At 72.5% G+C, this 24610-nt stretch carries 22 protein-coding genes and 1 tRNA gene; 17 read left to right on the top strand and 6 right to left on the bottom strand.

Features of this window, described 5'->3' with window-relative positions; genetic code table 11:
• Positions 1–14 precede the first annotated feature (14 nt).
• Complete coding sequence (locus tag AXF14_RS06440; protein ID WP_067941809.1) at positions 15–1103, top strand: AEC family transporter; 1089 nt, start codon at positions 15–17, stop codon at positions 1101–1103.
• Between the two features lie 62 nt (positions 1104–1165).
• Positions 1166–2032, top strand: coding sequence for an EamA family transporter (locus AXF14_RS06445; RefSeq protein ID WP_067941811.1), 867 nt, complete (start codon positions 1166–1168; stop codon positions 2030–2032).
• 78 nt (positions 2033–2110) lie between these two features.
• On the opposite strand, the gene AXF14_RS06450 is transcribed toward AXF14_RS06445, so the two are convergent.
• Positions 2111–3508 (bottom strand): GntP family permease, encoded by a 1398-nt coding sequence (locus AXF14_RS06450; RefSeq protein ID WP_067941813.1) that lies wholly within the window; start codon positions 3506–3508, stop codon positions 2111–2113.
• Positions 3509–3540: 32 nt separating this feature from the next.
• Positions 3541–4074 (bottom strand): gluconokinase, encoded by a 534-nt coding sequence (locus tag AXF14_RS06455; RefSeq protein ID WP_067941815.1) that lies wholly within the window; start codon positions 4072–4074, stop codon positions 3541–3543.
• Between the two features lie 225 nt (positions 4075–4299).
• Here AXF14_RS06455 and AXF14_RS06460 point away from each other — a divergent pair, with 225 nt between their 5' ends.
• Both AXF14_RS06460 and AXF14_RS06465 read left to right on the top strand, forming a co-directional pair.
• Entirely contained in the window at positions 4300–5013 is a 714-nt protein-coding gene (locus AXF14_RS06460) for a FadR/GntR family transcriptional regulator (RefSeq protein WP_067941816.1), read from the top strand.
• 260 nt (positions 5014–5273) lie between these two features.
• A complete protein-coding gene (locus AXF14_RS06465) occupies positions 5274–6719 on the top strand; it encodes a DEAD/DEAH box helicase (protein ID WP_236755300.1) in 1446 nt (481 codons plus the stop codon).
• 190 nt (positions 6720–6909) lie between these two features.
• On the opposite strand, the gene AXF14_RS06470 is transcribed toward AXF14_RS06465, so the two are convergent.
• On the bottom strand, positions 6910–8166 hold the full coding sequence (locus tag AXF14_RS06470) for an IS256 family transposase (RefSeq protein ID WP_067941821.1): 1257 nt from the start codon (positions 8164–8166) through the stop codon (positions 6910–6912).
• A gap of 234 nt (positions 8167–8400) precedes the next feature.
• On the opposite strand from AXF14_RS06470, the gene AXF14_RS06475 reads away from it, so the two are divergent.
• Positions 8401–8661 carry a GlsB/YeaQ/YmgE family stress response membrane protein gene (locus AXF14_RS06475; protein ID WP_211260064.1) on the top strand — a complete coding sequence of 87 codons (261 nt, stop codon included), beginning with the start codon at positions 8401–8403 and terminating at the stop codon, positions 8659–8661.
• Between the two features lie 90 nt (positions 8662–8751).
• Here the strand turns inward: AXF14_RS06475 and AXF14_RS06480 are convergent.
• Positions 8752–8825: transfer RNA gene (locus AXF14_RS06480), tRNA-Lys, on the bottom strand.
• 89 nt (positions 8826–8914) lie between these two features.
• On the opposite strand from AXF14_RS06480, the gene AXF14_RS06485 reads away from it, so the two are divergent.
• The 10 genes from AXF14_RS06485 to AXF14_RS06530 all read left to right on the top strand — a co-directional run bounded on the left by AXF14_RS06485 (position 8915) and on the right by AXF14_RS06530 (position 20394).
• Entirely contained in the window at positions 8915–9490 is a 576-nt protein-coding gene (locus AXF14_RS06485) for a P-loop NTPase family protein (RefSeq protein ID WP_067941823.1), read from the top strand.
• Positions 9491–9662: 172 nt separating this feature from the next.
• Complete coding sequence (locus tag AXF14_RS06490) at positions 9663–10340, top strand: hypothetical protein (RefSeq protein ID WP_067941825.1); 678 nt, start codon at positions 9663–9665, stop codon at positions 10338–10340.
• Between the two features lie 150 nt (positions 10341–10490).
• On the top strand, positions 10491–13031 hold the full coding sequence (locus AXF14_RS06495) for an RNA degradosome polyphosphate kinase (protein WP_084355410.1): 2541 nt from the start codon (positions 10491–10493) through the stop codon (positions 13029–13031).
• A 12-nt stretch (positions 13032–13043) separates the two neighbouring features.
• Positions 13044–14102 (top strand): NUDIX hydrolase, encoded by a 1059-nt coding sequence (locus tag AXF14_RS06500; RefSeq protein WP_067941827.1) that lies wholly within the window; start codon positions 13044–13046, stop codon positions 14100–14102.
• A 323-nt stretch (positions 14103–14425) separates the two neighbouring features.
• Positions 14426–15514 (top strand): phosphate ABC transporter substrate-binding protein PstS, encoded by a 1089-nt coding sequence (gene pstS / locus AXF14_RS06505; RefSeq protein ID WP_067941830.1) that lies wholly within the window; start codon positions 14426–14428, stop codon positions 15512–15514.
• 198 nt (positions 15515–15712) lie between these two features.
• A complete protein-coding gene (pstC, locus tag AXF14_RS06510) occupies positions 15713–16696 on the top strand; it encodes a phosphate ABC transporter permease subunit PstC (RefSeq protein WP_084355411.1) in 984 nt (327 codons plus the stop codon).
• 1 nt (position 16697) lies between these two features.
• On the top strand, positions 16698–17798 hold the full coding sequence (pstA, locus tag AXF14_RS06515; protein ID WP_084355412.1) for a phosphate ABC transporter permease PstA: 1101 nt from the start codon (positions 16698–16700) through the stop codon (positions 17796–17798).
• Between the two features lie 111 nt (positions 17799–17909).
• Positions 17910–18689: a phosphate ABC transporter ATP-binding protein PstB gene (gene pstB, locus AXF14_RS06520; protein ID WP_067941832.1), complete on the top strand. Its 780-nt coding sequence runs from the start codon at positions 17910–17912 to the stop codon at positions 18687–18689.
• 198 nt (positions 18690–18887) lie between these two features.
• On the top strand, positions 18888–19292 hold the full coding sequence (locus AXF14_RS06525; protein ID WP_067941834.1) for a PadR family transcriptional regulator: 405 nt from the start codon (positions 18888–18890) through the stop codon (positions 19290–19292).
• 64 nt (positions 19293–19356) lie between these two features.
• Complete coding sequence (locus tag AXF14_RS06530) at positions 19357–20394, top strand: hypothetical protein (protein WP_150118436.1); 1038 nt, start codon at positions 19357–19359, stop codon at positions 20392–20394.
• A gap of 70 nt (positions 20395–20464) precedes the next feature.
• Here AXF14_RS06530 and AXF14_RS06535 read toward each other — a convergent pair whose 3' ends face one another.
• Together AXF14_RS06535 and AXF14_RS06540 are read right to left on the bottom strand one after the other, a co-directional pair.
• The gene (locus AXF14_RS06535) at positions 20465–21340 is read right to left on the bottom strand and encodes a hypothetical protein (protein ID WP_150118437.1); all 876 of its coding nucleotides are present in this window, start codon (positions 21338–21340) and stop codon (positions 20465–20467) included.
• A gap of 411 nt (positions 21341–21751) precedes the next feature.
• Positions 21752–22624 carry a tellurium resistance protein TerC gene (locus AXF14_RS06540; RefSeq protein ID WP_236755309.1) on the bottom strand — a complete coding sequence of 291 codons (873 nt, stop codon included), beginning with the start codon at positions 22622–22624 and terminating at the stop codon, positions 21752–21754.
• Between the two features lie 85 nt (positions 22625–22709).
• Between AXF14_RS06540 and AXF14_RS06545 the strand changes: the two genes are divergently transcribed.
• Complete coding sequence (locus AXF14_RS06545; protein WP_067941839.1) at positions 22710–23381, top strand: response regulator transcription factor; 672 nt, start codon at positions 22710–22712, stop codon at positions 23379–23381.
• Between the two features lie 605 nt (positions 23382–23986).
• On the top strand, positions 23987–24607 hold the full coding sequence (locus AXF14_RS06550) for a DUF47 domain-containing protein (RefSeq protein ID WP_236755312.1): 621 nt from the start codon (positions 23987–23989) through the stop codon (positions 24605–24607).
• Positions 24608–24610 lie beyond the last annotated feature (3 nt).

Here is a 24610-nt window from a genome sequence, read left to right on the forward strand (position 1 = left end):
GGGAAGGACGGCTCGTGGGCGGAGTCATCAGCGGACTCGCGGTCTTCGCCGTCGTCATCGCCGTCGGCTGGCTGCTCGTGCGCACCGGCGGCGTCCCCGCCGGCTCGGACACGATCCTCACCCGCACCTGCTTCTACGCCGCCACTCCCGCGCTCCTCGTCACCACCGTCGGAAACGCGGACCTCGCGACCGTCGCCTCGCCGCAGACGGTGGCCGGGCTCGCCGCCGAGACCCTCGGCGTCCTCACCGCCTGGTGCGTCCACCGCTACCTGCTGCGCCGCGACGTCGCCGAGTCCGTGATCGGGGCGCTCGCCGGCGGCTACGTCAACGCCGCCAACCTCGGCATCCCCGTCCTCATCCTCCTGCTCGGGGACGCCACCGCGATCGCGCCGATCGTGCTCCTCCAGATGCTCGTGCTGGCGCCGGTGGCCTTCGCGATCCTCGACAAGGTCACCTACCAGGGGCAGCACTCGCGCCTGGTGACCTTCACGGCGCCGCTGCGCAACCCGCTGCTCATCGGCGTCGCCGTCGGCCTCCTCGTCAACGTCCTCGGCATCGACCTCGCCGCCCCGCTCGGCGGGCTCGTCGCGGACAGCCTCGACGCCCTCGGCGCGCTCGCCGTCACCGTCATGATGCTGTCCCTCGGGATGAGCCTTGCGGCCTCCTCGCCCAAGGTGACGCGGTGCCTCACGATCACCGAGCCGCGCCGCCTGCCCACGGCGCCGGGCGGCGCGGGCGGGGCCGACGACGCGACGGATCCCGCTGCGGCCGGGGCGGGGACTGAGGCCGGTGCGGCGTCTCCTGACGCCGCCACCGCGGGCGCCCTCGAGGACCGCTCGGAGCGCGGCGTCGTCCTGTGGGCGTCGGTCGCCTGGAAGCTCGTCGTGGTCCCGCTCATGGCGCTCGGGATCGGGGCGGCCCTGGGGCTGCGCGGCGGCGACCTCCTCGTCCCCGTGACGACGGCGTCCCTGCCCTGCGCCCAGAACGTCTTCATGTACGCCACCCGCTACGGCGCCGCGAAGCCGCTGGCCCGGGACTGCGTCCTCATCACGACCGCCGGCTTCGTGCCGGTCGTCCTCCTCGCGAGCGCCCTGCTGGGCTGAGCGGTCGGCCCGCGCCGCGAGCGGTCTTCCCGCGCCGCCCGCGCGTCTGAGAGGGTGCGGGCATGCCCCCGTCCCTCCGCGTACCGCGTTCCGGCGCCGTTCCGGCGCCGCTCATCTTCATGGGCTCGGCACTGTCCCAGTACGTCGGCGCCGGGCTCGCCGTCTCCCTCTTCGCCCTCATGCCGTCGACGACGGTGGCGTGGTGGCGCGTCCTCGTCGGGGCGATCGTCCTCCTCGCCTGGCGGCGGCCGTGGCGGCGTCCGTGGACCCGCGCGGCGCTGACCTCGGCGGCGCTCTTCGGGATCGCGACGGCGACGATGAACGTCATCTTCTACGGCGCCATCGCCCGGCTGCCGCTCGGGACCTCGGTGTCCCTCGAGTTCCTCGGCCCCGTCATCGTCGCCCTCGTGACCGGGCGCGGGTGGCGGCCCCGCGTCGCCGCGCTGCTCGCGCTCGCGGGCGTCATCTCCATCTCCGGGCTCGGCATCGACGTCGGGGACGCGACCCAGTGCGTCGGACTGTTCTTCGCCCTCGGCGCGGGAGCCGCGTGGGCGGCCTACATCCTCCTGGGGAGCCGCGTCGCCTCGGCGGGCTCCGGCCTGGACTCGCTCGCCGTCGGCATGGCCTGCGGCGCCCTCGTCTACGCGCCCCTCGGCATCCCGACGGCGGGCGGCGCCTTCTCCTCGTTCTCCGCGCTCGCGATGGTGGTCGGCGTCGGCGTCCTCTCCACGGCGGTCCCGTACGGCCTGGAGCAGGTGGCGCTCAAGCGCCTCAGCGCGGACGCCTTCGCGCTCCTGTCCTCCCTGCTACCGGCCACCTCGCTCCTCATCGGCGTCGTCATGCTCCATCAGATGCCCAACGCCGGCGAGCTCGTGGGCCTCGTCCTCATCTCGGCCGCGGTGGCCCTGGCGAGCCTGCGGGGTCGCTGAGAAGCACTGCAGCACGGACGCGACGACGCCCGGCCGGGAGCGATCCCGGCCGGGCGTTTGCGTGCGGCGCCGTCGTGGTCAGAGCACGCCGAGTACGAGCGCGATGAGGCAGATGACGACCATCGCGGTCACGGACAGGACCGTCTCCATGAGCGACCAGGTCCTGAAGGTCTGCCCGACCGTCATGCCGAAGTACTCCTTGACGAGCCAGAAGCCGGCGTCGTTGACGTGGGAGAGGAAGACCGAGCCTGCGCCGATCGCGAGGACGAGGAGCGCGGCCTCGGTGGTCGGCATCTGTGAGGCGAGCGGGGCCATGATCCCGGCCGCGGTGATCGTCGCGACCGTGGCCGAGCCGGTGGCGAGGCGGACGGCGACGGCGACGAGCCAGCCGGCGATGAGCGCGGGCACGGCCGCCTGCTGGATCCAGGTGGCGATGATGGTCGCGATGCCGGAGTCGACGAGGGTCTGCTTGAAGCCGCCGCCGGCGCCCACGATGAGGAGGATCCCGGCGATGGGCCCGAGGGAGGCGCCGACGCGCGAGGAGACCTCGGTGCGGGACAGACCCAGGTTGGAGCCGAAGACGACCATCGAGACGAGGACCGTCAGGAGCAGCGCGACGATCGGCTGGCCGAGGAAGAGGGCGACGTGCGCGACGGGGCTGCTCGAGTCCTCGCCGACCGAGGTCTCCACGACCGTGCGCAGGAGCATGAGGACGACCGGGAGGACGACCACGGAGAGCGCGGCGCCGAAGGAGGGTCGCGGGCCCTCGTGCTCGTCGTCGGAGGCGCCGAGGGGCTCGGGGGCCTCGATCGGCACCCAGCGGGCCATGTAGCGGGCGGCCACGGGGCCGGCGACGACGACGGTCGGGATCGCGACGAGCAGGCCGAGGCCCAGGGTGACGCCGAGGTCGGCGCCCAGCGCGTCGATGGCGATGAGCGGCCCGGGGTGCGGCGGCACGAGGCCGTGGAGGGCGGACAGGCCGGCGAGGGCCGGGACGCCGAGGCGGATGAGCGGCTGGTGGGCGCGGCGGGCCACGATCATGACGACGGGGATGAGGAGGACGATGCCGACCTCGAAGAAGAGCGGGATGCCGACGACGAAGGCGATGAGGGCCATCGCCCACGGCAGGCGGCGCTCAGTCGTGTGCGCCAGCACCGTGTCGACGATCTGGTCGGCGCCGCCGGAGTCGATGAGGAGGCGGCCGATGATCGCGCCCAGCGCGATGAGCGTGCCGACGCTGCCGATCGTCGAGCCGAGCCCGTTGGTGAAGGAGGTGAAGGCGTCGGTGAGGGGGATACCCGCGACGAGCGCGAGGACCGCCGAGCCGAGCGTGAGGGCGAGGAAGGGGTGGGTCTTCCTCCACACGATGAGCACGATGATCGTCGCGATGCCGATGAGGGCGGCGGCGAGGAGCTGCGCGTGGTTGGAGGAGTGGGCGACCGCGTCCGAGGACGCGAGGGGCAGGAGCAACGTCATTGTCTTCTCCGGGGGTGGGGCAGGGGCTGGTGTCAGGAACGGGAGGGCTCGAGGCCGACGGCCTCGAGGATCGCGGCGAGGGTCTCCTCGGGGGTCGGGCGGGAGACGACGGTGACGCCGTCCTCGTCGGGCTCGAGGGGCTCGAGGGTGGAGAGCTGGGAGGGCAGGAGCGTCGTCGGCATGAAGTGCCCGGCCCGGTGCGCCATGCGGTTCTCAAGGGTGGACTGCTCGGCGACGAGGTGGACGAAGACGACCCGGCCCCTGGCCTCGGCGAGCAGGTCGCGGTAGGAGCGCTTGAGGGCGGAGCAGGTGACGATGGCCGACTCGCCGGCCTTGGCGCGCTCGGACATCCAGTCGCGCAGGGAGCGGAGCCACGGCCAGCGGTCCTCGTCCGTGAGCGGGGTGCCGGCGCTCATCTTGTCGATGTTGGCCCGGGGGTGGAAGTCGTCGGCCTCGGCGACGGGCCAGCCGAGGACGTCGTGGAGGCGCTCGGCGGCGGTGGTCTTGCCGCAGCCGGCGACGCCCATGAGGACGAGGTGCTCGGCGGGGGGAAGGGATGCGCTCATGGTCGGCGGCTCCTCCGGTGACGACGTTGTCGAATTGGTATGACCATAACACCGCTGACGTGCGATGTAACCGGGGGGCGGCGCGTGGTGGAGGGCGCCGCCGCCCGCCTCGAGCCTGGGGCTCAGACGAGGCTCCGCCCCGTCACGGACGTGCCCGTCGGACCCGGTCGGAGGACGTCGGCGGCTAGGATCCAGCCGACCCCGTCCCCGTCCCGGAGCACCGCGATGCCAGCCACCGACCGCAGCGCCGAGGTCCTCGACGCCCTCGGTCGCGCCGTCGTCGGCGGAGCGCTCGCGGAGGGCGCCGCCATCACCCTGGAGTCCATCCAGGCCGAGCACGGCGTCTCGCGCTCCGTCGCCCGAGACTGCGTCAAGACCCTCGAGTCCCTCGGGCTCGTCGTGCCCCGGCGCCGGGTCGGCGTCGTCGTCCGCCCCCGCGACCAGTGGCAGGCGCTCGCCCCGCAGGTCATCCGCTGGCAGCTCGACGTCGACCCACGCGGCCCCAAGCTCGGGGCGCTCACCGAGCTGCGCGCCGCCGTCGAGCCGGTCGCCGCCGCCTCCGCCGCCCGCCGCGCCACCGAGGATCAGCGCTCGCGCCTCCTCGCCCTCGCCGCCGCGATCCACGAGCAGGGCTCGCACGGCGGCGTCTCCACCTACCTCGAGGCGGACACCGAGTTCCACCGCCTCATCCTGAGTGCCTCGCAGAACGACGCCTTCGCCGCCCTCACCGGCGTCATGACGGAGGTCCTGCGGGGCCGCGCCCGCCTCGGCGGCGACATCGACATCCCCAAGGCCGAGGCCCTCGAGCTCCACGAGCGGGTCGCCCGCGCCATCGCCGAGGGGGACGCCGAGGACGCCGAGGAGGCCATGCGCGCCCTCGTCTCCGAGGTGCGCCGCCTCCTCCTCGACCGCGGCCTGCGTGGCTACGCCCGCTCCTGAGCGGGCCGACGCCGCTAGACGCGCCTCACACAACCGCCCGCGGCGCGCGAGGGCTTCGTCATGGCGGGGGAGAGGCGCGCCTGGAAGACTCGGCCACCGGCCCGGCGACCCGCCGCGGCCCGGCTGGTGCCACGGCTCCGGCGCGCGCCCCTGACGGCGGCGGCGCCGTCGAGCCCTGAACGCCGGCACCCCGTCGCACCGTCGCGCGCCACCCGGCCTGCGCCGTCGTGCGCGCGGTGCCAACTCAGAACAGGACCCCCGTGCCCAACCGCACCCACACCGCGCCCCGCGCCCCCTTCGCCTCCTCGAACGTCCCCGCCGGCGGCGAGGCCACCTTCGCCTCCCTCGGCGTCGACGCCGACCTCGTCGCCGACCTCGACTCCCGCGGCTTCACCCGCCCCTTCCCCATCCAGACCGCGACGCTCCCGGACACCCTCTCCGGCCGCGACGTGCTCGGCCGCGGCCGGACCGGCTCCGGCAAGACCCTCGCCTTCGCCCTCCCGCTCGTCCAGCGCCTCGCGGCCGAGGACATGGCCGACCCGGGCCGCCCCATCGGCCTCGTCCTCGCCCCCACCCGCGAGCTCGCCATCCAGATCGCCGACACCATCAAGCCGCTCGCCGACGCCGCCGAGCTCACCGTCACCACCATCTTCGGCGGCGTCTCCCAGAAGCCCCAGGAGAAGGCCATGGCCAAGGGCGTCGACATCGTCGTCGCCTGCCCCGGCCGTCTCCTCGACCTCATGGGGCAGGGGATCGTCCACCTCGACGACGTCTCCATCACCGTCCTCGACGAGGCCGACCACATGGCCGACCTCGGCTTCCTCCCCAACGTCCGCCGCATCATGCGCGCCACCCCCGCCAAGGGACAGCGCATGCTCTTCAGCGCGACCCTGGACAACGGCGTCGACAAGATCGTCGACGAGTTCCTCCGCGACCCGCTCCACCACTCCGTCGACCCGGCCTCCTCCCCGGTGCGCGACATGGACCACCGCGTCTGGCTCCTCGCCGACAAGACCGCCAAGGACGGCGTCGTCCTCCGGCTGGCCTCCGGCACCGGCCAGCGCATCCTCTTCACGCGCACGAAGCACCTCGCCCGCCGCCTCGCCCGCAAGCTCGTCCAGCACGGCATCCCCGCCGTCGAGCTCCAGGGCAACATGAGCCAGAACGCGCGCGAGCGCGCCATGCACGCCTTCTCCTCGGGCGAGGCCCACGTCATGGTCGCCACCGACATCGCCGCCCGCGGCATCGACGTCTCCGGCGTCGAGCTCGTCGTCCACGTCGACCCGCCGGCCGAGCACAAGGCCTACCTGCACCGCTCCGGCCGCACCGCGCGCGCCGGTGCCGCCGGCACCGTCGTCACCCTGGTCCTGCCCGAGCAGAAGCACGACGTCCAGGTGCTGCTCAAGAAGGCGAGGATCAAGGCCGACATCGAGCGGATCCGTCCCGACGACGCCGCGGTGGCCGAGCTCGTCGGGGAGATCGCGCCCGTCGTGGCCGCCGAGGACATGCCCGAGGGCGTCGCCGTCAAGGGCGGCACCGCGGCGACCCGCGGCGGCTCCGGCAGTGGCTCGAAGGGCGGTTCGGGCCGCTCCGGGCGGGGACGCTCCGGCCGCTCCGGGCGCGGGCGCTCGGGAGGCGGCGGCCGTGGTGGTCACGGCGGACGCGACGGACGCTCCGGCTCGGGGCGTTCCGGCGCCGCCCGCTGAGCGGAGCTGTCTCCGCCTCGACCGCGAACCGGTGGCGCCGAGCCCGCACGGGCCGTCGAACCGGGGCCGACCCGCCCGAGTGTCTTAGACCTTTCGACCCACGGAAAACGGCGTTCTCGCCGTGCTTTCGTAGGTCAGAACTCATATCGATTCGGCCTACGAAGGTCAAGTCCCTTGTTGTGGTGTTCTTTCAGGCGGTCAGGGGCAGGGGTTGGGTGTCGTTGGTGAGGGTGTGGGTGAGTCGTTGCATGGAGGTCTGGGACAGGTAGCGGCGTTCGCCGTACTGCCACTGCTCGTGCTGCTCGAGCAGGACGGCGCCGATGAGGCGGGTCACGGAGTCTGGGTTGGGGAAGACCTGGACGACGTCGGCGCGGCGCTTGATCTCGGCGTTGACGCGTTCGATGGGGTTGTTGGACCAGATCTTCTTCCAGTGCTCGGTGGGGAAGGCGGCGAACGCGGTCAGGTCAGCCTCGGCGGCCTCGAGCATGTCGGCGATGTCCGGGAAGGTGCCTCTCAGGGAGTCGGTGACCTGGTGGTAGGTGGCGCGCACGGCCTGGGGGCTGGTCTGGGCGAACACCGTGGAGATGAGGGCGTTGACGGGCTTGGAGCGTGCTGATCCCAGGCGGGAGGTGATGTTGCGGGCGAAGTGCACGCGGCAGCGCTGCCAGGCCGCGCCGGGCAGGATCGCCTTGACGGCGGCCTTCAGGCCGGCGTGGGAGTCGGACACGACCAAGGCGACACCCTCGGGCCGGGAGGGCCCGCACACGGCCAGGCCCCGCTCGCGCAGGGAGCGCAGGAAGCTGGTCCAGAAGTCGGTGGACTCGCTGTCGCCCACGGCCATGCCCAGGATCTCGCGGCGCCCGGCGGCGGAGACCCCTACCGCGACGACGGTGGCCTGGGAGACGACGCGGTGTCCGACGCGCACGTCGAGGTAGGTGGCGTCCAGGTAGAGGTAGGGGAACCAGGTGTGGTCCAGAGGCCGGTTCAGGAAGGCACCGACCGTCTGGTCGATGTCGGCGCAGATCCGCGAGACCTGGGACTTGGAGATGCCGGACTCGCAGCCCAGGGCCTTGACCAGGTCATCGACCTTGCGGGTGGAGACCCCCTCGACCCAGGCGGTGGCGATCACCGCGTACAGGGCCTTGTCGACCCTCCTGCGCGGGGACAGCAGGGACGGGAAGAAGGAACCCCGGCGCAGCTTGGGGATGGCCAGGTCGACCTCCCCGGCAGTGGTCGCCACCGTCTTGGAGCGCGTCCCATTGCGGCGCGTGATGCGATCCGGGGTGCGCTCGTAGCGGGAGGCGCCGATCACCGCTTCGGCTTCGGCGTCGATGAGGTCCTGCAGTCCGGCGGCCAGCAGACGGCGGAACATCTCGTCGCGTGAGGCCTCAGGGTCGGCCAGGAGTTCCCCGATCAAGACGGACAAGGCAGACTGATGGTGGGTCATCGCGGGTCCCTTCAGATGGTTCTTGGCGGAATCACACCCGCGATGACCCCCAGCCACCTCGACCAGCGGCCCCCGCGGGAATTGCCACCACGCTAAGGGACACACCCCCTACGAATCGCGCTTGATCCATGCCTCTTGTAAAATAGGGGCCGGCGATCGGCTCCGCACCGGTCGCCGGCGCGATCGTCGGCACGCCCCGCCGACGGCGTTCCCTAGACTCAGCAAGGAGTTCCCATGATCGGTCAGATCATCGGCATGATCATCGTCGGCGCCATCATCGGCGCCCTGGCCCGCCTCTTCCTCAAGGGCGACCAGAACCTCTCGATCCTGTGGACCATCATCCTCGGCGCCCTCGGCGCCGCCGCCGGTGCCTGGATCGCAGGCCTCTTCGGCGTCGCGTCCACCAACGGCGTCGACTGGATCCGCTGGATCCTCTCGGTCATCTGCGCCATGGTCTTCATCTCGGTCTTCATCGGTGTCACTCGCCGTAAGTGACCGCATCCGGTCCCGGACGCACCGGGGCGGGAACGACGACGCGGGCCCCGTCCACGAGGACGGGGCCCGCGTCGTCGTTCCCGCCACCAGTACCCCCTGTGGGGCTCGAACCCACGACCATCGGATTAAAAGTCCGCTGCTCTGACCAGCTGAGCTAAGGAGGCCCGCGCGGCCCGACCGAGACGGTCCCCGCGCAGCCCGAAGCATATCCGCCCGACGTCCTCGTCCCCGCGTCTCGCGTAGCCTCGCCCCCATGCCCCGCGCCACCCGCAGCCAGCTCCTCACCGCCCGCAGGATCGCCGTCCTCGGAGTGACCGGCTCCGGGAAGTCCACCGCGGTGCGCGAGCTCGCCGAGGCGGTCGGAGGGCTCGCCGTGGACGCGGACAACGACATCCGCTGGGCCGACGCCGCCGTCCACGGCGCCTGGGCCATCCGCCCCGACGACGAGCAGCGCGCCATCGCCGCCGAGCTCGCCGCGGGGGAGACGTGGGTCGTCGCAGCCGTCCCCGAGATCGGCGAGGACGTGATCGTCCCGCGGCTCGACCTCACCGTCACCCTCGACTACCCGCCCGCGCTCACGCTCGCCCGCCTCCTGCGCCGCACCGCCCGCCGGATCGTCACCGGCGAGCGCATCTGCAACGGCAACCGGGAGACCCTCGCCGAGGCCCTCGGCCCCGACTCCATCCTGCGCTGGTGGGCCCGGACCGTGCGCGGGAAGCACGCCTCAGCGCTGGCCCGCGAGTCGGCGCGCGACGGCGTCCCCGAGCTCCGCCTCACCGACCCCCGCCAGCTCGACCGCGTCCTCGAGACGCTCCGCGGCGAACGCTGAGAGCCGGAGCTGATGGCTGACGGCGGACGCTCTCGACGCGGCCCCGGGTTGCTCCACGGGCTCGGTCCCCGGCCGCTGCACGGGGCTCGGCCACGAGTGAAGCGGCGTCCGCGCCCGTCCCGCCCCGGGGGACAATGACGCCAGCCAGCGCCCCGACGCCCCAGGAGGCACCATGACCCGTCAGTTCCACCGCCCCGCCCGGCTCGACCCCGAGGTCGCCGAGAACCTCGAGGGCGCCGCGGACACCGCCGTCTCCTCCGAGGTCGCCCACCGCGCCGCCCAGGCGCTCGTCGGCGGCTTCCCCGGCGTCGACGCCGACGTCGCCCCCGACGGCACCCCCGACCCCATCACCCGCGAGGGCGTCGTCCGCGCCGTCGCCGCCCAGGGTGTCGACGACGTCGCCGAGCTCTGGGCCGACTCCCCGGCCACCACCCTGCCCGGCACCCTGTGGCGCCTCTTCCTCGTGCGCGAGTGGATCCGCCGCGACCCCGCCCTCATCGAGCGCCGCTACGCCACCGTCGTCGAGCTCGGCGACGACGCCGCGGCCGCGGCCCGCCTCGAGTCGGCCCTCGCCGACGCCACCCCCGCGCCCGCCCCCGACCAGGTCCGCGCCGCCCTCGACGACGTCCTCGGCGGCCGGCTCGAGGGCTCCGTCACCGCCCTCGCCCCCGTCCTGCGCGTCTCGGCGGGCTTCCTGCGCGCACTGTCCGTCGGCTCCTCCGCCGTCTGGATCGAGGACGACGCCGACGAGCTCGCCGACCGCGTCACCCGTCGCGAACTCGCCCTCACCGCCACCGCCGAGGAGCTCGACGAGGCCGCCCGCCGCGCCGCCGCCGGTCTGCTCGACTGAGGTCGTCGCACCTGTAGCGCGGCCTCGCACCCGCTGCGCTGTGTTCCCCCGACGTGGGACCGCGCAGCGGGTGCGAGGCGACGCAGCGGGTCCAGGTCGGCCTCGGGCGTCAGCCGCCCTCTGTTCACCAACTCGTGGGACGATGCGACCATGACGACTCCTGACGCCGAGAACGCCCCCGCCCGCGACTCCCAATCCGGTCGCCACCAGGCCCCGCCCCTGTCCTCCTTCCTCGGCGGCTGGGCCCGCGCCCGCGCCACCCAGAGCGAGGAGCCGACCGCGCCCGAGGCCGACGACGACGTGGCCACCGGCACCGACCCCCTCGAGGACGAGGAGCACGTCATCGAGGCCGCGGACCCCCGCGACTTCACGGACGACGCCGGCCCCCAGTACGAGGACGAGGACTTCGACGAGGACGTCGCCGGAGCCGAGGCGGACGAGGACCGCGCTCTCGAGTCGGCCGGCGCGACCGGCGCCTCCGAGCGCGTCTCCTCCGAGCCGGAGCCCGACGAGGCCGAGCTCGCCCGCCGCGCCGAGGTCGAGGCCCGTGTCGAGGCCGAGCGGGAGCGCGAGGCCGGCCTGCCCGCCCTCGAGAGCTTCGAGGACCGCTTCACCGACCGCGAGCTCACCTGGATGGACTTCAACGAGCGCGTCCTCGAGCAGGCCGAGGACCCCGACCTCCCCCTCCTCGAGCGCGCCTGGTTCCTCGCGATCTTCTCCTCGAACCTCGACGAGTTCTACATGGTCCGCGTCGCCGGCCTCATGCGCCGCATCAAGGCGGGCATCACGCCGGTGCGCGCCTCCGGCCTCGACGCGCACCAGGTCGTCGCCGAGGTGACCCGACGCGCCAAGGAGCTCACCGCCCGCCAGGCGGCCCTCTTCCAGGACGACATCCGCCCCAAGCTCGCTGAGAAGAACATCGTCATCGCCTCCTGGGACGAGCTCGGCGGCGAGGAGCAGGAGCGGCTCTCGCGCTACTTCCGCCACCAGATCTACCCCGTCCTCACGCCGCTCGCGGTGGACCCCTCCCACCCCTTCCCCTACATCTCCGGCCTGTCCCTCAACCTGGCCGTGCTCCTGCGCAACCCCCGCTCCGGCAAGGAGCACTTCGCGCGCATCAAGCTCCCGCAGTCCCTCCCGCGCCTCGTCACGGTCCCCGGGCACGAGCTCGACTCCTCCAACAAGGAGCGCGGCACCGTCCTCATCCCCATCGAGGACGTCATCGCCCAGCACCTCGACCACCTCTTCCCGGGGATGGACATCCTCGAGCACCACGTCTTCCGCGTGACCCGCAACGAGAACCTCGAGGTCGAGGAGGACGACGCCGAGAACCTCCTCACCGCCATGGAGAAGGAGCTCGAGAAGCGCCGCTTCGGAGACTGCGTCCGCCTCGAGGTCGAGGACACCATCAGCCCCTTCGTGCGCCGTTACCTCGTGCGCGCCCTCGGCCTGCGTGACGAGGACGTCTTCGCCCTGCCCTCGCCGGTGGACCTCAAGTGCCTCAACCTGCTCCACGACCTGGACGTCCCAGCCCTCAAGTACCCGCGCTTCGTGCCCGTCACGGCCGCCGGCCTGGGCGAGCAGGAGTCCTCCTCCGCGCGCGACATCTTCGCCGCGATGCGCGAGCACGACGTCCTCCTCCACCACCCCTACGACTCCTTCTCGACGTCGGTGCAGGAGTTCGTCGCCCAGGCTGCCGCGGACCCCAAGGTCCTCGCCATCAAGATGACCCTCTACCGCACGAGCGGCGACTCCCCGCTCATCGACTCCCTCATCGAGGCGGCCGAGGCCGGCAAGCAGGTCGTCGCGATCGTCGAGATCAAGGCCCGCTTCGATGAGGAGAACAACATCGGCTGGGCCCGCAAGCTCGAGCGCGCCGGCGTCCACGTCGTCTACGGCATGGTCGGTCTCAAGACCCACTGCAAGCTGCTGCTCGTCGTCCGCCAGGGCTCCGACGGCCTGCGCCGCTACTGCCACGTCGGCACCGGCAACTACAACCCGAAGACCGCCCGCGGCTACGAGGACCTCGGCCTGCTCACGACCGACCGCGACGTCGCCCAGGACCTCACGACCCTGTTCAACATGCTCTCGGGCTACGCGCCGCGCGCCCGCTTCCGCCGCCTGCTCGTCGCCCCGCGCACCGTGCGCGACGGACTCCTCGAGCGCGTCGAGCGGGAGATCGAGAACAAGCGCGCCGGCAAGGACGCCTGGATCCGCATCAAGGTCAACTCCATCATCGACGAGCGCACCATCGACGCCCTCTACCGGGCCAGCCGCGCCGGGGTGCCGGTCGACCTCGTCGTCCGCGGCATCTGCGGCCTCCGCGCCGGGGTCCCCGGCCTGAGCGAGAGCATCCGGGTTCGCTCCATCCTGGGCCGCTACCTCGAGCACTCGCGCATCTACGCCTTCTGCAACGACGGCGACACCGACGTCCTCATCGGCTCCGCGGACCTCATGCACCGCAACCTCGACCGCCGAGTCGAGGCCCTCGTGTCCATCAAGGACCCGGCCATGGTCGAGGAGCTCACCTGGCTCGTCACGCACGCCGCCAGCGACGAGGTCACCTCCTGGTGGATGGAGCCCGACGGCACCTGGACCCGTCACGTCCACGACGACGAGGGCAACCGCCTCGAGGACATCCAGGAGACCCTCATGTCCTGGGCGCGCTCGCGCGTCAAGGACCGTCACTGAGGACGGCTCCGCATGGCCAAGTCCGTGAAGTCATCGAAGTCCTCCGCGCCCGAGGCTGAGAAGTCCGGCGGCAAGAAGGTCGTCCGGGCCGCCGGCGCCCTCGTGTGGCGCGAGGCCGGGAAGAACCTCGAGGTCCTCCTCGTGCACCGCCCCAAGTACGACGACTGGTCCTTCCCCAAGGGCAAGGTCGAGGAGGGCGAGTCCCTGCAGACCTGCGCCGTCCGGGAGGTCGGCGAGGAGACCGGTGCCGCCATCCGCCTCGAGCAGCCGCTGACGACCATCCGCTACAAGCTCTCCGACGGCGCCCGCAAGGAGGTCCACTACTGGGCCGCCCGCGAGCTGCGGGGCGACGACCCCGCCCTCGCGGCCCGCGCCGCCGTCGAGCCGGCTCCGGCCGCCGAGATCGACGGCGTCGAGTGGATGACCTCCAAGGAGGCCCGCAAGCGTCTCACCCACGGCGTCGACCGCGACCTCCTCGGCGAGCTCGTCGACCTGTGGGAGGACGGCAAGCTCGACACGTGGACCTTCGTGCTCGTCCGCCACGCCCGCGCCGTCAAGCGCTCCGTGTGGAACCGCCCCAAGGAGCGCAGCGCCGAGGAGGACGAGGCCACCCGCCCCCTCACCAAGGACCAGGGCGAGGTCCGCGCCACCGCCGTCGTCCCCGTGCTCGCCGCCTACGGCGTCGGGCGGGTCGTCACGAGCCCGTGGAAGCGCTGCGTCGACACCGTCGCACCCTTCGCCGCGGCCGCCGGCCTCGAGCTCGAGACGGACCCGGCCCTGACTGAGCACGCCCATGCCAAGAAGCCGAAGGACGTCCGCAAGGCCGTGTCCCGGGTGATCCGCGAGCGGTGCCGACCGGTTGCGCTGTGCACGCACCGCCCAGTCCTCCCGAGCGTCATGGACGAGATCGCCGAGTACGCCCCCGGCAAGCTCCTGCGCTCGGTCCCCGACCAGGACCCCTGGCTCAAGACGGGCGAGATCATGGTCGTCCACATGGCGCGGCGGCCCCGCGGCAAGGTCCGCGCCGTCGCCATCGAGAAGCAGCGCCCGGTCCTCTCCGAGGGCCGCTGAGTTCGGTCGGTCCGCGCGCTGAGCTAGGGTGCGGCCGTCGACTGCGCCGGAGTCCGAGGTCTCGCGCCGCCCCTGTGCCCCGGCCCGTCGACGTCGGCGCGAAAGGTGCGAACTCGGCGCAGGGGAGACCGGGGACGTCGTCGGGCGGGCCCTCGGGGCGCCGGAGCGTTCACGACGAGTTCACCGCCCCTGTGCGCAGCGGTCACCGACCGTGCACCGTCGCGTCACCGCGCCTCCCTACCGTCAGAGCCACCGGCCGGATCGGCCGGTTCTTCCGCGGGCCGCGCGCACCGGCCCATGAGACTCCACAAGGACGGTTTCCCGTGCACCTCTCCCGTCGCAGCGCCGTTTCCGCGCTCTCCGTCGCCGCTCTGGCCACTCTCGCCGCCTGCGGCTCCGACGCCGGCGGCTCCTCCGACTCCGCGAGCTCCGGCTCCTCCGGCAGCGACCTCGCCGGTGCCATCAAGGGCGCGGGCGCGACCTCGCAGGCGGACGCCCAGGAGGCGTGGATGAACGCCTTCATGGACGCCAACCCCGGCGCCTCGGTCGAGTACGGCGGCGGCGGCTCCGGCGCGGGCGTCACCAAGTTCCTCGAGGGCGCCGTGGACTTCGCCGGCTCCGACTCCGCCCTCAAGGACGACGACCTGTCCAAGGCGGGCGACATCGTCGAGGTCCCGCTCTACATCTCCCCGATCGCCGTCGCCTACAACCTCTCCGGCTTCACCGGGGACAAGCACCTCAACATGACGGGCGAGGTCATCGCCAAGATCTTCCACGGCGACATCACCACCTGGGACGACGACGCCATCAAGGCCCTCAACCCCGACGCCACCCTCCCGAGCACGACGATCGTCCCGGTCCACCGCTCCGACGAGTCCGGCACCACCGAGAACTTCACCGAGTACCTCGCCGACGTCGCCTCCTCCGTCTGGACCGACGAGCCCGCCAAGACCTGGCCGATCGACGGCGGTCAGTCCGGCGACGGCACCTCCGGCGTCGTCTCCACCATCGAGGCCGCCGAGGGCACCATCGGCTACGCCGACGCCTCGAAGGTCACCGACAAGCTCGGTACCGTCGCCGTCGGCAAGGAGGGCAGCTTCGTCGCCTACTCCGCTGAGGCCGCCGCCAAGACCCTCGACGCCTCCAAGCTGTCCGACACCGCCACGGACACCCAGATGACCTACGACATCGACCACGAGGCCGAGGGCTCCTACCCGATCATCCTCGTCTCGTACCTCATCGCCCACCAGAAGTACGACGACGCGGACATCGCCGCCACCGTCAAGGGCTACTTCGAGTACATGGCCTCCGAGGACGGCCAGAGCGCCGCGGCCGACGCCGCCGGCTCCGCCCCGATCTCGGACGACCTGCGCACCAGGATCGAGGCCGCCATCGCCAAGATCAGCGCCTGACGCACCGACGCCAGGACACGGGCCCCGTCCCCGCGTGCGGGGACGGGGCCCGCGTCCCGGTCCGCGACCGACGCTGAGGGCGCCCCCCGGGTCGGAGCCCCGACCCGACCCGGGGACGCCGTCGCCGCGACGCCGTCAGCCGCTGAGCACCGGACCACCGACGAGGCCCCGACGGGCCCGAACCCAGGAAGGCACCTCGTGGCCACCACCACCCAAGCACCCGACACGCCCGCCACGGGCGCGTCCATCACCGCCGGCAAGGCTCCCGGTCGCACCGGGAACCGGGTCTTCTCCGGCCTCTCCTTCGGCGCCGGCGTCCTCATCATGATCGTCCTCGCGCTCGTGACCGCCTTCCTCGTCAAGGAGGCCGTGCCCGCCCTGACGGCCCGCAGCGCCGACCTCGAGGACGTCTCCTTCATGAAGGGCAGGACGTTCTGGGGCTACGTCGCCCCGCTGGTCTTCGGCACGCTGCTCTCCTCGGTCATCGCCCTCGTCGTGGCCGTCCCGCTGAGCGTCGCCGTCGCCCTGTTCATCTCCCACTTCGCGCCTCGCCGCCTCGCCCAGGGCCTCGGCTACCTCGTCGACCTCCTCGCGGCGATCCCCTCGGTCGTGTTCGGCCTGTGGGGCTTCCTCTGGCTCGTGCCGCTGCTCAGCCCGCTGTACGCGTGGCTCACCACGAGCCTCGGCTTCATCCCGCTCTTCGCCGACTACACCGCCCCCGCGAAGAACATCCTCACCGCGAGCCTCGTCCTCGCGGTCATGATCCTGCCGATCATCACCGCGACCATCCGGGAGGTCTTCCTCCAGACGCCGACCCTCCACGAGGAGGCCTCCCTGGCGCTCGGCGCGACCCGCTACGAGATGGTCCGCCAGGCGGTCCTGCCCTTCGGGCGCTCCGGCATCATCTCCGCCTCGATGCTCGGCCTCGGCCGCGCCCTCGGCGAGACCATGGCCGTCCTCATGATCATGTCGAGCGGCCTCAGCATCAACTTCCACATCCTCCAGGCCGGCCAGCACCAGACGATCGCCGCGAACATCGCGAGCCAGTTCCGCGAGGCCTTCGGCATGAGCGTCAACGTCCTCATCGCCACCGGCCTGGTCCTCTTCGTCATCACCTTCGCCGTCAACTCCGTGGCGCGCTGGATCATCGCCCGTCGTTCCGAGTTCTCGGGAGCCAACTGACATGAGCACTGCTACCACCGCCACGCGCACCCCCGACGAGGACCCCCTGGCCTCGCCGTCGGAGGCCGCCATCGAGGGCATCCCGCTGACCTCCTACCGGCTGCCCAGCTGGTTCATCTGGGGCGCGCTCGCCGCCGCCTTCGTCCTCATGGGCGGCTTGGGCCTGGCCCTCGGCTGGTCCGTCGCCGGCGTCGTCGTCGCCACCGCCCTCGTCTGGGTCGTCCTCGCGACGGCACTGTCCTGGGTCAAGGAGGGGGAGCGCTGGGGCCGCAACACCCTCCTCACCGTCCTCGTCTACCTGTCCTTCGGGCTCGTCATGGTCCCGCTCGTCTCGCTCGTGTGGATGGTCCTCAGCCAGGGCGCCGTGCGCTTCGGCCCGGACTTCCTCATGACGAACATGCGCGGCGCCTCCGACGACAACGGCGGCTTCTACCACGGCATCATCGGCACCCTCGAGATCACCGGTATCGCCTCCCTCATCTCGATCCCGCTGGGCGTCTTCACCGCCGTCTTCCTCGTCGAGTACGACGGCGGGTGGATCGCCAGGGTCGTCACCTTCCTCGTCGACGTCATGACCGGCATCCCCTCGATCGTCGCGGGCCTGTTCGCCTACTCGGTCTTCCTGCTCATCGCCGGCCCGCGCTACCAGTCGGGCATCATCGGCGCCGTCGCCCTGAGCGTCCTCATGACGCCGGTCGTCATCCGCGGCGTCGAGGAGATGCTCAAGCTCGTCCCCAACGAGCTGCGCGAGGCCTCCTACGCGCTCGGCGTCCCGAAGTGGCTCACCGTCGTCAAGGTCGTCCTGCGCACCGCCATCGCCGGCATCACGACCTCCGTCATGATCGCCATCGCCCGCGTCATCGGCGAGACGGCCCCGCTACTCATCACCGTGGGCCTGACGATGTCGACGAACTTCAACCCGGCCAAGGGGTCCATGTCGACCCTGCCGGTCCTCGTCTACGACCAGTACTCGCGCGGTACGACCGCGAGCATGGAGCGCGCCTGGGCCGGCGCCCTCACGCTCATCATCATCGTCATGCTCCTCAACCTCCTGGCCCGCCTCATCTCCAAGTACTTCAGCCCCAAGGGCGGCCGAAGGTGACCGGGGCCGAGCGCCCTCACCTCGAGCCCCTCACCACTGAGCCCCCGGCCGTGCCCCGCCCTGCCGAGACCTCGGCCGTGCCCCGCCCAGCCGTCACCTGAAAGGAACCCCGTGTCCAAGCGCATCGACGTCAAGCACGAGAACATCTACTACGGCGACTTCCTCGCCGTGCAGGACGTCAACGTCACCATCGAGCCCAAGACCGTCACGGCCCTCATCGGCCCGTCGGGCTGCGGCAAGTCCACCTTCCTGCGCACGCTCAACCGCATGCACGAGGTCATCCCCGGTGCCCGCGTCGAGGGCGAGGTCGTCGTCGACGGCGTCAACCTCTACGGCCCCGGCGTCGACGCCGTCCAGGTGCGCCGCGCCATCGGCATGGTCTTCCAGCGCCCGAACCCCTTCCCGACGATGTCCATCGCCGAGAACGTCCTCGCCGGCGCGAAGCTCAACAACAAGCGCATGAGGAAGTCCGAGGCGGACGAGCTCGTCGAGTCCTCGCTGCGCGGCGCGAACCTGTGGGACGAGGTCAAGGACCGCCTCGACCGCCCCGGCTCGGGCCTGTCCGGCGGCCAGCAGCAGCGCCTGTGCATCGCCCGCGCCATCGCGGTCAAGCCCTCCGTGCTCCTCATGGACGAGCCCTGCTCCGCCCTGGACCCGATCTCGACGCTGGCCATCGAGGACCTCATCAGCGAGCTCAAGACGGACTACACGATCGTCATCGTCACGCACAACATGCAGCAGGCGTCCCGCGTCTCGGACATGACGGGCTTCTTCAACCTGGAGGCGACCGGCAAGCCCGGCAAGCTCGTCGAGTTCGACACGACCGACACGATCTTCTCCAACCCGCACGAGAAGGCCACCGAGGACTACATCTCCGGTCGCTTCGGGTGATCCCCGCCGACCCCCTCGCGAGATCGGGACATCCTGACCTCGAGATCGGGACGTCCTGGTCCGGACGGCGCCTTCCCCGCACCCGCGGGGAGGGCGCCGTCGTGCGAGGAGGGGTCCGGCGCGCGCGACGGCGGACCCCGTCGAGGAATCGTCCTCGAGGAGGAGGGCGCCTCAACTAGTCATGTTTACGATTTAGTCATGGGACCTGACAAGATCGCGGCCGCCGACGTCGCCGGCTACCCGAGCACCTGGCTGCGCGGCTTCCTGCCCGCCGCCGTCCTCGCCGTCGTCGCCCGCGGCGAGACCTACGGCTACGCCATCGCCCAGGACCTCGAGGCCGCCGGCCTCGGACACGTCAAGGGCGGCGCCCTCTACCCCGTCCTCGCCACCCTCGAGAAGGACGGCCTCATCACCGCCACCTGGGCGGCCGGCGACGGCGGACCCGGCCGCAAGATGCTCGCCATCACCCCGCAGGGCCTGTCCCGCCTCCTCGCGCACCGCGAGCAGTGGAACGCCTTCGCCGACGCCGTCGGGGGAGTGCTCGCGCCCGACCCGACGGGCGCACCGGCGCCGGCCCCCGGAGACGGTGCCGCCCGCCCCTGAGCGGCCGGCCCCGACCCCGCCGCCCACCACCGACCCTGAACCCGTTCCACGAAGGAGTCCGATGATGCCCCCCCGACCCGACCTCTCCGCCCTGTCCCAGGCCGACCGCGCCTGGTACGACGAGCTCGGCGTTGAGCTCCTCCGCCGCGACGACGTCTCCGCGGAGACCGCCGGCCGCTTCATGACCGCGCACCGTGAGGCGATCCTTGCCCTGCGCGCCGACGAGGCCGCCGACGGCCGCGCCCCCGAGCCCCTCGACCAGGCCTTCGGCTCACCGGAGTCCGTCGTGGACGGGCTCGTCGCCGAGCACCCCGACGATGTCGCCCTCGACGCCGAGGAGCGGCAGACCGCGAACGTCCTCGCCCAGTGCTCCGGCGTCGCCGTCACGGTCGGCCTGTGCCTCGTGCTCGTCTGGCCCTTCCAGCACTTCCTCGGCGACGGCGCCCGGGAGGGCTTCGGTCTCGGCCTGCTCGTGCTGCTCGCGGGTCTCATCGCGCTCGCCGGAGGCTTCTGGTCCGCCGTCCGCAGCTACGGCCTCGGCGACGGGCGCGGGGCCGTGTTCGGGGTGCTCACCGCCGTCGTCGGCGTCGGTGCCGTCGCGGGCGCCCACCTCGTGACCGGCCTCGAGGAGCCCTGGTGGCTCGGGATGATCATCGGCGTCGTCCTCGTCGTCGGTGGATGGCACCTCGTCGACGCGGGCGGTGCGGGAGGGGAGCGCCCCTCGAACCCCGAGCGCTGGTACCGGGTCGCTGCGCTCCGCCTCGCCGTCGCGCACTACCTGCCCCGCGCCGTGAGGCAGGGCCTCATCGCCGACGCGTGCGAGCTCGCCGCCGGCGAACCCTGGGGCAAGCTCGGCTCGCCGTCGCGCTGGGCGGACGGCGTCGTCGAGTCCGATCCCGAGATCGCCCGCCGCTCCCACCGCGGCACCGGGATCGCCTGGCTCGTCCTCGTCCCGGTCCTCGCTGGCTTCGCGGTGCTGGCGGCCGTGTCGCACTCGGGAGCCCTCGTTGTCGCCGCCTGGAGCCTCTTCGCGCTCGCCGTGCTAGCGCGCGGGCTCGCCGAGCTCCGCCGCGCCGCCCGCCCCTCCGGTCCCACCCACTGAGTCCACCCCACCCCCGCCGAGATCGGGACATCCTGACCTCGAGATCGGGACATCTTGATCTCGACTGCGCTCAGGCGCGGCCTCTCCTGCGCTCGATCCGGGTCCGCAGGTCCGTGACGGGGCGAGCCTCGGTCGCGGTCACCGGGAGGAAGTTCCGAAGTCTCTGCACCATCCAGAGCCCGTCCCGCACAGTGGCCGGGTCGACGTGCAGGAGAGTGAAGCCCGCCTGATCAAGCTCCTCGTCCCGTGCCGTACGGGCCTCGAGCTCGGCCTCGGAGCCGCCGACCTCCTTCACGGCTCCGTCGATCTCAAGCCCGTGCCGAAGGCGGGCCCAGCCGAGGTCGAGGAACCGGGACGTCGTCGGCGTGGCGACGGGGAGCTGCGGCGTCGGCGGCTCGATCCCGAAGACCAGACAGAGTCGACGGGCCTCCGTCTCGAACGGGGACTGGGACCACGGGGAGGCTGCGTGGAGGACGGCGCGTGCTCGTCGCACACCTCGCTCGCCTGCCCGCCGCTCGAGCCGAGCGAGCACGGCGCTGCGCAGGGCTGAGGCGTCTGCGTTGATCTGCGCGGCCCGGTCCCAGGGGCGGTCGAGTGCGGCGCCCGGCTCGTGGACCACTCCGTTCGGGCCCACCGCTCCGGTGGCGACGGCGAGCAGGGAGTCGACCACCACGAGCGCAGCGTCCGGCTCGAGGAAGCGCGCGCAGTCCTCGATCGTCCGCTCGAGGCAGGTCGTGCGCAGCCCGTCGATCTGGACGACGTCGGCCGGGTCGACGCCGAGCTGATGTCTGGTGAGAGGGCGCTCTCGGCGAGCCCGTCGCCGATCCGCTGGGCTGAGGTCGCCGGCGGTCGGCTGGTCCGGTGCTGTCCGGCCGGCGGGTGGGCGCAGGCCATTGGTGCGGTAGCCCACGGAGAGGTGGACCGTGGTGGGCAGCCGCCACGTCACTGCTCCGTGGAGCAGGGCAGCACTCTCGAGGACGACGACGCCGTCGACCCCATCGGCTCGAACCGCTTCCAGGAGAGCCTGGTGCCGCGTCGCCGCAGCGAGCCATCCGGGTTGAAGGGAATCGGTCTCGAGATACACGTCGCGACGGACTCGGGTGACGGCGCCGGTTCGGGTGCCGTCCGTGATCGTGCGTCGACCGTGCGTCCTGGCGCGGAGGAGAGCGGACGGGAGGGAAGGGGCTGTCCTGGGCGGGGAAGCGGGGTGGGCGGCGCTGACCATGGGCTCATGGTCGACGGATGGCACGGGGGCGTTCCAGGCGGCTCAGCGTCCCTGTGGAGAACCGCCCGATCTCAGAGTCAGGATGTCCCGATCTCAGAGTCAGGATGTCCCGATCTCGGCGAGGGGGGGGCGTCAGCCGGCGACGAAGCCGCCCATGAGACGGGCGATCGCGTAGACCGGTGCGCCCAGCGCCAGGATCGGCACCATCGCGCTCGCCACCGCCGCGCGGCCGCCGGGCACCCAGCGGTGCGTCCACAGCACCCGGTTCGCCGCCGCCATGAGGACCCCGGCCACGAGCCCCACGAGCAGGCACGCGCCCGCGGACTGCAGGGCCGCCGTCGCCCCCGTGTGTGCAACCCCGAAGAAGCCGACCAGCGCCAGCACGCCGCCGACCATGGCGGCGACCAGCGCCGGCACCGCCACGGTGAGCGCCTCGAGGATCGTCGCGCGCACCTCGAGGGTGGTCAGCAGGGCCCCGGTGAGCAGCGCGATCGCGCACGGAACGATGACCGCGGGGTCCGCCGTCCCCGGCGCCAGCGCGCACCAGCCCGCCCCGGAGACGACGACGAGGTTCCCCGTCACCGTCGCCGAGAGGTCCTCGACGAGCTCCTCTCGCCCGTCGTGCCGCGTCATCTGCGCGACGAAGGAGCCGAGCACGGAGAAGGCCATGACGAGGCCCGCGGCCCCGAAGTCGTGCCGCCACGCCACCGCCAGCGCCGCCGCCAGCCCGGTCAGGGTGACGACCGTCGTGGCCCGATGGTCGTGGCTCGAGCGGACGAGCGCCGGCCAGCCCTGCGCGGTGAGCGGTACGAGCACGACGACGAGCGCGAGGCGCACGGCCACGGGCAGCGGCGCCGTGACGGCGAGGAGGACGGGCACGAGGCAGGCGAAGGCGAGGCGGGTCCAGCCCGGGTCGGCCAGGCCGGGCTCGACGGGCCGGTTGCCGCCGCGGCGCGTCCCGTAGTCCGCCGCGCTCGGAGCCTGTCTTGTGCCTGTCGTGTCCACGGAGCGCATCGTCGCACATCGGTTATGAGCGTTTGTGGTGTACTGAGCGGGTCCCCGCAGGACGGGGTGGAAGGAGCGAGCCGCCGTGCGCATCATCATGTTCACTCACGAGGCCGACGTCGCCGACGTCCTGCCCTCGGCCTCCTTCCTCGACTCTCACGTCGACTGCCTCGCCCCCACCCCCGCCTCCTACTCCGCCATCGACGACGCCGACGTCGTCATGCTCGACGCCCGCGGCGACCTCATGCGCGCCCGCGCCCTGTGCCAGCTCCTCACCGGCCCCATGGACTGCGCCCCGGTCCTGCTCGTCCTCGAGGAGGGCGGGGCCGCCGTCGTCCAGTCCGACTGGGGCGCCGCCGACTTCGTCATGGCGGCGGCCAGCCCCGCCGAGCTCTCCGCCCGCCTGCGCCTCCTGCGCCACCGCGCCCCCGCCCCCGAGGTCGAGGACGAGGACCGCATCGAGGTCGGCGACCTCATCATCGACGTCACCGCCTACACCGCGCGCATCCGCGGCCAGATCATCGACCTCACCTACAAGGAGTTCGAGCTCCTCAAGTACCTCGCCCTCAACCAGGGCCGCGTCCTCACGCGCGAGGCGCTCCTCGATGAGGTCTGGGGCGAGGACTACATCGGCGGCTCGCGCACCGTCGACGTCCACATCCGGCGCCTGCGCGCCAAGCTCGGCACCGAGCACGACCACCTCATCGGGACGGTCCGCAACGTCGGGTACCGCCTCGACCCGCCCGAGGAGGACTGACCACCGGCCCGGGAGGGACGACGGCGCCCCGCCGCGTCCCGGCCTGCACGTCCCGGACCGCGTCGGTGCCCTCCGGGGCCCGCCCCGCCCTCCGGGGGAACGCCGACGGCGTCGGCCGTGCTTTCCGCCTCCGCGGCGGGCGGACGCGTTCGTCCTCGGCCCCGCCCGCCTGTATCCTCGTTCGCGACGTCGGGTCGCGACGGGCCCCGGGCTCCAACTCAAGCCGCCACGAGCGGCATTCGCGCCGACTGGCGCTCTCCGGCCCGACGTCCTTCCTTCCGCCCCGCCCCGAGCACCGCTCGCGGCGGGGCGGCCTGCTGCCCGGGCGGGCTGCCCGCGTCCCGCTGCGGGCAGCCGCGTCCCACCCCGCGAGCCTGCCCGCACCCGGGCGACCGCGTCCGGGTGCCCTGGTCCGGGTGCCCTGGTCCGGGTGCCCTGGTCCGGGCGGCCGCGGACGGTCCCGCAGCGCCTCCGTAGCGGCCCGTGGAGGGCGCCCGACGCGCCCGGGCAACCTGTTCACCTTCGTGCGTTAACCTGCCGGTCGGCCAGTGCGCCGGGGACGGCCCCGCCGGGCACCGAGACCCACTGAGATCCGAGGAGTCAGCGTGCGCCTGCGCCCCCGCAACAATGACGCGGAGCTCCTGCACGCCCTCGTCGAGCTGGCGGCCCGCCTCGAGAAGAGCTGCGCGCTCATCGCCCGCGTCGCCGCCGCCGACCTCAACGACCGCCCCGAGCTGCGCGAGCAGCTCCACGCCGTCGAGTCCGAGGCCGATGAGATCCACCTCGGCTTCCAGCGCCTCGTCGCCGACACCTTCGTCACCCCCGTCGACCGCGAGGACCTGCGCCGCATCGGCGGACTCCTCGACGACTGCATCGACTACGTCGACGAGGCCGGCGACGCCGTCGTCCTCTACCAGGTCGGGGCCCTCCCGCCCGCCTGCACCCGTCAGGTCGAGATCCTCCAGCGCTGCGCCGAGCTCACCTCCGCCGCCCTGCCCTCCCTGCGCGCCGCCTCCTCCCTGCGCGAGTACTGGGTCGAGATCAACTCCCTCGAGAACGAGGCCGACCTCGTCTACCGCGCCGCCATCGCCGAGCTCTTCGCCACCGAGACGGACGCGATCCGCCTCGTCAAGGTCAAGGAGGTCCTCGAGCGCCTCGAGGCGGCCGCCGACGCCTTCGAGCTCCTCGCCGAGGGCGTCGAGCTGCTCGCCATGCGCGAGGGCTGAGCC

Origin of the sequence: Actinomyces radicidentis, from assembly GCF_001553565.1 — a bacterium.
Lineage (GTDB): Bacteria > Actinomycetota > Actinomycetes > Actinomycetales > Actinomycetaceae > Actinomyces > Actinomyces radicidentis.